This is a genomic window from Liquorilactobacillus uvarum DSM 19971 (assembly GCF_001434935.1).
Classification (GTDB): domain Bacteria; phylum Bacillota; class Bacilli; order Lactobacillales; family Lactobacillaceae; genus Liquorilactobacillus; species Liquorilactobacillus uvarum.
Genome location: NZ_AZEG01000055.1, coordinates 1 through 6,050, shown reverse-complemented (window position 1 = coordinate 6,050; position 6,050 = coordinate 1). Strand labels below are relative to the sequence as shown.

Annotated in this window: 9 protein-coding genes; all 9 read left to right on the top strand. The window is 31.8% G+C overall.

All coding sequences use genetic code 11. From position 1 onward, the window contains the following. The first annotated feature begins 145 nt into the window (after positions 1–145). Complete coding sequence (locus FD20_RS13915; RefSeq protein WP_235807786.1) at positions 146–382, top strand: hypothetical protein; 237 nt, start codon at positions 146–148, stop codon at positions 380–382. A 113-nt stretch (positions 383–495) separates the two neighbouring features. Beyond that, the gene (locus tag FD20_RS11895; protein ID WP_235807785.1) at positions 496–1,233 is read left to right on the top strand and encodes a glycosyltransferase; all 738 of its coding nucleotides are present in this window, start codon (positions 496–498) and stop codon (positions 1,231–1,233) included. Between the two features lie 94 nt (positions 1,234–1,327). Further along, on the top strand, positions 1,328–2,278 hold the full coding sequence (locus FD20_RS11890; RefSeq protein ID WP_057738790.1) for a magnesium transporter CorA family protein: 951 nt from the start codon (positions 1,328–1,330) through the stop codon (positions 2,276–2,278). A 1,510-nt stretch (positions 2,279–3,788) separates the two neighbouring features. Next, positions 3,789–4,586: a ParA family protein gene (locus tag FD20_RS11885; RefSeq protein WP_057738788.1), complete on the top strand. Its 798-nt coding sequence runs from the start codon at positions 3,789–3,791 to the stop codon at positions 4,584–4,586. Further along, positions 4,579–4,881, top strand: a complete 303-nt coding sequence (locus FD20_RS11880; protein ID WP_057738786.1) for a hypothetical protein — start codon at positions 4,579–4,581, stop codon at positions 4,879–4,881. Before FD20_RS11885 ends, FD20_RS11880 begins: the two co-directional genes overlap by 8 nt. A gap of 166 nt (positions 4,882–5,047) precedes the next feature. After that, complete coding sequence (locus FD20_RS11875; RefSeq protein WP_057738784.1) at positions 5,048–5,281, top strand: hypothetical protein; 234 nt, start codon at positions 5,048–5,050, stop codon at positions 5,279–5,281. 10 nt (positions 5,282–5,291) lie between these two features. Continuing rightward, positions 5,292–5,432, top strand: a complete 141-nt coding sequence (locus tag FD20_RS13440; RefSeq protein ID WP_157060929.1) for a hypothetical protein — start codon at positions 5,292–5,294, stop codon at positions 5,430–5,432. Between the two features lie 95 nt (positions 5,433–5,527). Further along, positions 5,528–5,833: a hypothetical protein gene (locus tag FD20_RS11870; RefSeq protein WP_057738782.1), complete on the top strand. Its 306-nt coding sequence runs from the start codon at positions 5,528–5,530 to the stop codon at positions 5,831–5,833. Continuing rightward, the gene (locus tag FD20_RS14040) at positions 5,833–5,967 is read left to right on the top strand and encodes a hypothetical protein (RefSeq protein ID WP_268871957.1); all 135 of its coding nucleotides are present in this window, start codon (positions 5,833–5,835) and stop codon (positions 5,965–5,967) included. The genes FD20_RS11870 and FD20_RS14040 overlap by 1 nt, the downstream gene beginning before the upstream one ends. The last annotated feature ends 83 nt before the right edge of the window (positions 5,968–6,050 follow it).

The window sequence follows — 6,050 nt, the reverse complement described above, 5'->3', positions numbered from 1 at the left end:
TTAATTATGGCACAACTGTTCAGAAATTTATGTACCAAATACTAGGATAGGAGCATAGCTGCACTGCTTCTTTTTTAAATTTAATTTTCCCAAGCTCTAAAATTTAAAGCAAGTTCTTAACTTGTCACTAAGGAAGGTTAATAGTATGAACATTTTAATTTGTATAGAAAACTTAAAAATGGATGGGGTTAAAAGAGTTGCCACCGTTGTTGGTAATAGCTTAGCTAAACAACACAATATCTTCTATTATTCATTGTCCTCAACAGGTTCTTTTTTCCATTTAGAAGCTCCTTTGATTAAAGCCAAACATCCAATAAATTCAGGAAAAAGTTTCCGTGAAGATCTCCCACTAAAAAATTCAAGTTACAGATTGCAGATTTAAACACAACCATAAAAAAAGAGAAGATCGATATTGTTCTTCTGAATGCAGGACTCTTTACTAGCTTTAGTCCGTTAATAAAGGAAGCAAATCCTACCACTAAATTAATCGCTTGGATGCACAATAATTATAAGACTTATATGAAAGAATACTATCAGGATATGCGGGTTGAATTTATTGCTGGACTTGAAGCGGTGGATACAGTCGTAACTTTAACAGAAAGCGACCTTTTAAAATTTTCAAAACATAATGTTAATACAATAAAGATCCATAACCCAGTTACGCTGGTGTCTAATCATAAAAGTAACTTGAATAAAAATGTTATTGTAGCTGTTTGCAGAACAGATGTAAAACATAAAGGACTTGACTATTTGTTAGAATTGGCGCAACGCTTGCCCGATAATTGGCAAATAAAGTTGGCTGGTGATGGGCCTGACAAAGAATGGTTAAAAAATGAGGTTCATAGCAAAAAAATAGAGAAACAATTTATTATTTTAGATTCCTTACCCGACGAGGAATTACAAGAACATTATAGAAATGGCTCAATCTTTGTAATAACTTCTAGGTGGGAGGGATTTCCATTAGTTATCGGTGAAGCTATGAACTTTGGGCTGCCAATTGTGAGTATGTGGAATACAGGTTCACAAGAATATTTACAAAGTGGAAAATATGGAATAATAATCGCAGACCATAATACAGAGCATCTCTACAGAAAACTATTACCATTATTGAAAAATATTGACTTGCGACAAAAATTTGGAAACCTTGCAACACAACGGTCACACGACTTCCGACTACCTTATATTAATGAAAAATGGAATTTACTTTTTAGTCAATTAAATGAGCAAAATTAAATTTAAATTTTCCCTATTCATATGGCCAAATATGGATTTGTTTGGGACCAAGTAGGTATAATATGAAGAGTTTTTATTCTTTATGGAGGTGAACATGATTTTAAAAAACTATATTTTTAAAAATAAGAAAATACTTGTGGCACAAGAAAAAGAACGGATCGACTGGGTTAGTTTAATAAAACCAACTGAGGAGGAAATAAAATACATTACGTCAAAATATTTTTTACCTAGAGATATTATTCGCGAAAGTTCTAATTTAAATACAGCCTCTCACATTAATTACATTACTAATCTAAAACAGCAGCAAATTACTGAAATATTATTGTTATGTGCTGGAGAAGGTACATTTGGGAAAAATAATGTTACTACGGGCTATCCATTACTAATACTGCTAGTTGATAGTACCATAATAACCGTTACTGACATTATTTTACCTTTCATAGCCCCCCCAAAAAAATTAGGCGAAGTTAATAATAATAAAGAAGAGTTAGCTATACACCTTATAAGTTCAGTTTACGAAGAATTTAAAAAACAGCTTCTAAAAATAGAAAGTGAAATAATAGAAATAGAAAGAAATATTCATAAGCTCCAAACTAACAGCGCTGGGTTAGACAGGCTTGCTGCTTGTCAAAAAAGCATCGTGTTTTTAGAAAGCGCTTTAGAAAGTAATGAAAAAACCTTCCAATATATTTTAGAACACTGTGAAAAACTCTTTTTAAACAACGCTAAGTATAAGGACAAGCAATACCAACTACGTATCCAAAGATTGCAAACGCTAAAATTAGCAAAAACCCTAACTACCTTAATTTCCCAATTAAGTGACATGTTCAGCAATATCATTTCATATCAGTTAAATATCATTATGAAAATTTTAACAGAACTATCAATTATTATCACTATTCCCACTATCATAGTTGGCCTTTGGGGTGTTAATACTAAGGTTCCCTTCCAATCTTCAATGCCTGGTTTCTTTATTGTATCCATAATTACCGTTATTGCTACCCTAACATGTTACATTGTACTAAAGCATATAAAATACCTTTGAAACCATGAGGTAAATAAAAGAAAATTAATACAAAAAATAGGCCCTCAGAGAGTTAAGTCTGAGAGCCCGTGAGTGACGTGGGTTGATTAAGTCCACTTAAAAGGATAAAACCCCTTGTTTTCCATTTACCTTACCTACGTATTATCATTTCATAGCTATCAAGTCCAGTATGCTATACTGGTAAATGGCTACAACACAAGGCTGATTGCCTTTAATTAAACTGTATGCTACGCTTTGCAAGTAACATTTACTTTATCTGTTTCTCTAGTTATTCAACTATTTATCATATACTTGATATTTAGAAATAACAAGAAGTAGATACAAAAATACTGGGATTTAGTTATCCTGGTGTTTTTATATATTAACATGCATGTTTACTAGTTAAAAAACTTTTTAATTTACATAATTGATATTAAAACAAGTTTACACATTCAAAAGCTTTGCTATCTAATACTACACTACAAAATTACCTTGGGTTATTTCACAATCTAAACTTTAAAATTGGTATACCTTAAATCCATTCCTTGATTCCCTTTAAGTCAACTTTCTTAACTTGTGAAATTTACCTAAGCCTCTTTGGAATCTCGCTTACATATCTTTCAACTTATTCAACAGAAATGAATACTTTTAGTTGACTTCTGTTCTTGCCAGGCTTAGTTTTTAGGAAGTGTTGAGCGAAATGAGCAAAGTTTTTCCCTGTTTTTAAGAGAGAAAAACAACGTATTGTAAGCTGTCTCAGTTTTTGAGGTTTTGTCTCGCTTCTACTCACAAGTAATCTAGTTTCAGTGCTCTCACACTACTACATTGATTAAGATTAATTCTCACGAACAAATGTATGCCCTTATTCTACAATGCAGCTCATATCATACAACCACACAAGCCCTTAGATAGTAGCTTCTATAATACTTTGTCTACAGGTCGGCTCTGAACCCAGCCTACAGATTAGATTACAGAATCCATAGACTACTCAATTATTTTTGTGAAGTTCTGGCTGAGTTCACCAGATGTCTACTTGTTTCAACTTTCATTCATAAGTGGCTGTCACATATCAAAATATGAAACCTATGTACTACTCGTTCTATCTCTCAGCTTGTCTCCTGAGTTTTTGAAATCAGCTACATTTACAACATGGATAAGATGTTGTATAATAAGACCATAAATATAATACTGTTCGGTCATTCAGAGATTGCCGTCTCTAGTGGCTTTTTCTTTATGAAGAGCTTGTCCTTTGGGATAGCTCTTTTTTGTTTTACAAATAGAACTATAGCATAGCCTAAAATTAATGTCAACATAAAACACTGCTATATAGCCTACTGTTCATTGTAAATGATGCTAATGATGTATACACTGATAACACTAATGATGTATATGTTTATATCAAAAGATTCATTTACTAATTAGTAGATATCAAATTATGAAAGTATTGATTTATCAAAGTTGCTTAATGGTAGACATTCATATATACTAGATGGTAGATAAACATATATACCACACATAAGGGGGTTCAAAATTGGGTAAAGTAATTGCACTATCTAGTAATAAAGGTGGAATATTAAAGACTTCACTTGCTGTAAATTTATCAGGTACACTAGCAACACATGGTAAAAAGGTGCTATTAATTGATATGGACAATCAAGGTAATGTAGCCACAACATTTGGTTTAGATCCAGATGATATAGAATTTACTATTTATGATTTACTAGTAAAAAATCCAGAATTAGGCAATCCAGATTTAGCACTTAATAAAGTTTCAGATAAAATAGATATTATTGTTGCTAATGACGACATGGCTTACTTTGAAATTGATGTACTCACAGATACAGAGCACTATCCTAAGTATTTTGAGTTACTAAGAAACGTTGTCGATATTTTTAAGAGTCGCTATGATTACATAATAGTAGATACACCACCTCAAATGGGGTTAATTGCTGCCAATGTATTCTATGCGGTTCAAGATGTTATTATTCCATTTCAACCAGAAGAGTACGCTTTTAGAAGTTTGGTAAAGTCTGTATCTGCTATAGATAAATTTAAAAAAGTAAATGAAGATTTACAAGTTAAAGAGATTGTACCAGTCAAAGTTAAAAGAACTATAATGCATCAAGCGTATCTAGATAGCGCTAGAAGTTATGCTAAAGCTAGAAATTTGAAGTTTAGTAACATAATAATCAAAGATAGTATTAAATACGCTGAGATGGTAGCAAGAATGAATATACCAGTTACTTTATTTGAGGATGTACCTAAAACACTGCTACCTTATAAGAAAGTATATACAGAACTAGCAAAGGAGTTGGGATATATTGGCTAGGTATGGTAAGAAAGATGGCTTTAACGTAGAGAATATTGTTAAGGTCAATGATGCTAAAAAAGTAGATAATGATACCATTAATGATAATGCTAATGTTAAAACTAATGATAATAGTGATGTTATTGAAAAACTAAAAGGTGAAACACATGAGAAAGAACGTCTTTTTGTTTATCTAGACAAAGACATAGCATACAAGGTTAAAAGCTATGGTAAACAGATAGGTAAATGGCGAGGCGGAAATAGTAAGATAGTTTCAGAAGCCTTAAAGCTATATTTCAAAAAGTATAATCTGTAGTATTAGTAAGTCCTTTTAATAGGGCTTATTTTTTTGTCGTTATTCATGTATACGTTTATATCATTGTCGTTATCAGTATATACAACAAAGTATACTTAACTGTTGACATGAATGTATACATTGGTGTACATTAAAACCATGGTAAATAAGGAAGGAGGGAAAATTAATGGAAACAATTAAGTTTACAACTGAGAACAATGAAGATATAGAGATTAGGACAGATGGCAACAAGTTAACCTTTGTTAATCTATTTACTGGTGAAGAGACTTACATAGTAAAAGGTGATAAAACTATGGTGGTATCAGATAATTACTCAGACAATGCGCCTAAGACGTTGTCTATTGATGCAAATATACAAGTTGATAAGAATGAAGAAATGATTTATATAGAAGGTTACTAGGAGGTGATAAATGATGTTATTGAAAGATATGCTAGTCGTTGTTGTAGTCATGATATTAACTATGTTGCCAATATGGTTTAGTTTTCATAATGAAAATAGAGCATACAAAAAAGCCCGCCAGCAGAAAAACACACCCATGTTAAAACGCTGAACAAGCTCATATAAATTATAGCATATTCAATTTAATTAGAAAAAAGTCTTATATTATTAATGAAGACAAAATTGGAAAAGGAAGATTGATATATAATGGGATTATTCAAGAGTCAAGCTGAGAGAGATGCACAAAAACAAGCTAAGATGGAAAAATGGTTAAATGATAGAGGTTTGGAAGGTGTTCAGAAAGATAACTACACGCAAGTTGACAGAATTAGAACATACTTAAATGGTACTGGTCTTTTAGGCTTTATGCCTTCTGCTGTAGATGCTACTAAAAACAGTATGTACTTGCTACAAGCTGTAACAGAACAGAATTGGTTGTTGATCAAGCAACAAGATAGATTAGCACAGCAAAATGATGAAATTATTGAATTATTGAAAGGAAGTAATAAATAATGTGGTTATTGATTATTGTTGGGTTAGGGCTTCTGGTTATACCCTTGATTATTGATGTAATGGCATGGTTGTTTCTACTTGCTGGTATTATTTTAATAGTAAGTTTCTTCTTTCATGCCTTGCTCCTATCCTAGTATTTGGTACATAAATTTCTGAACAGTTGTGCCATAATAAAATGACTAGGATAGGAGTTTTTATATGAAACGATATACTGATG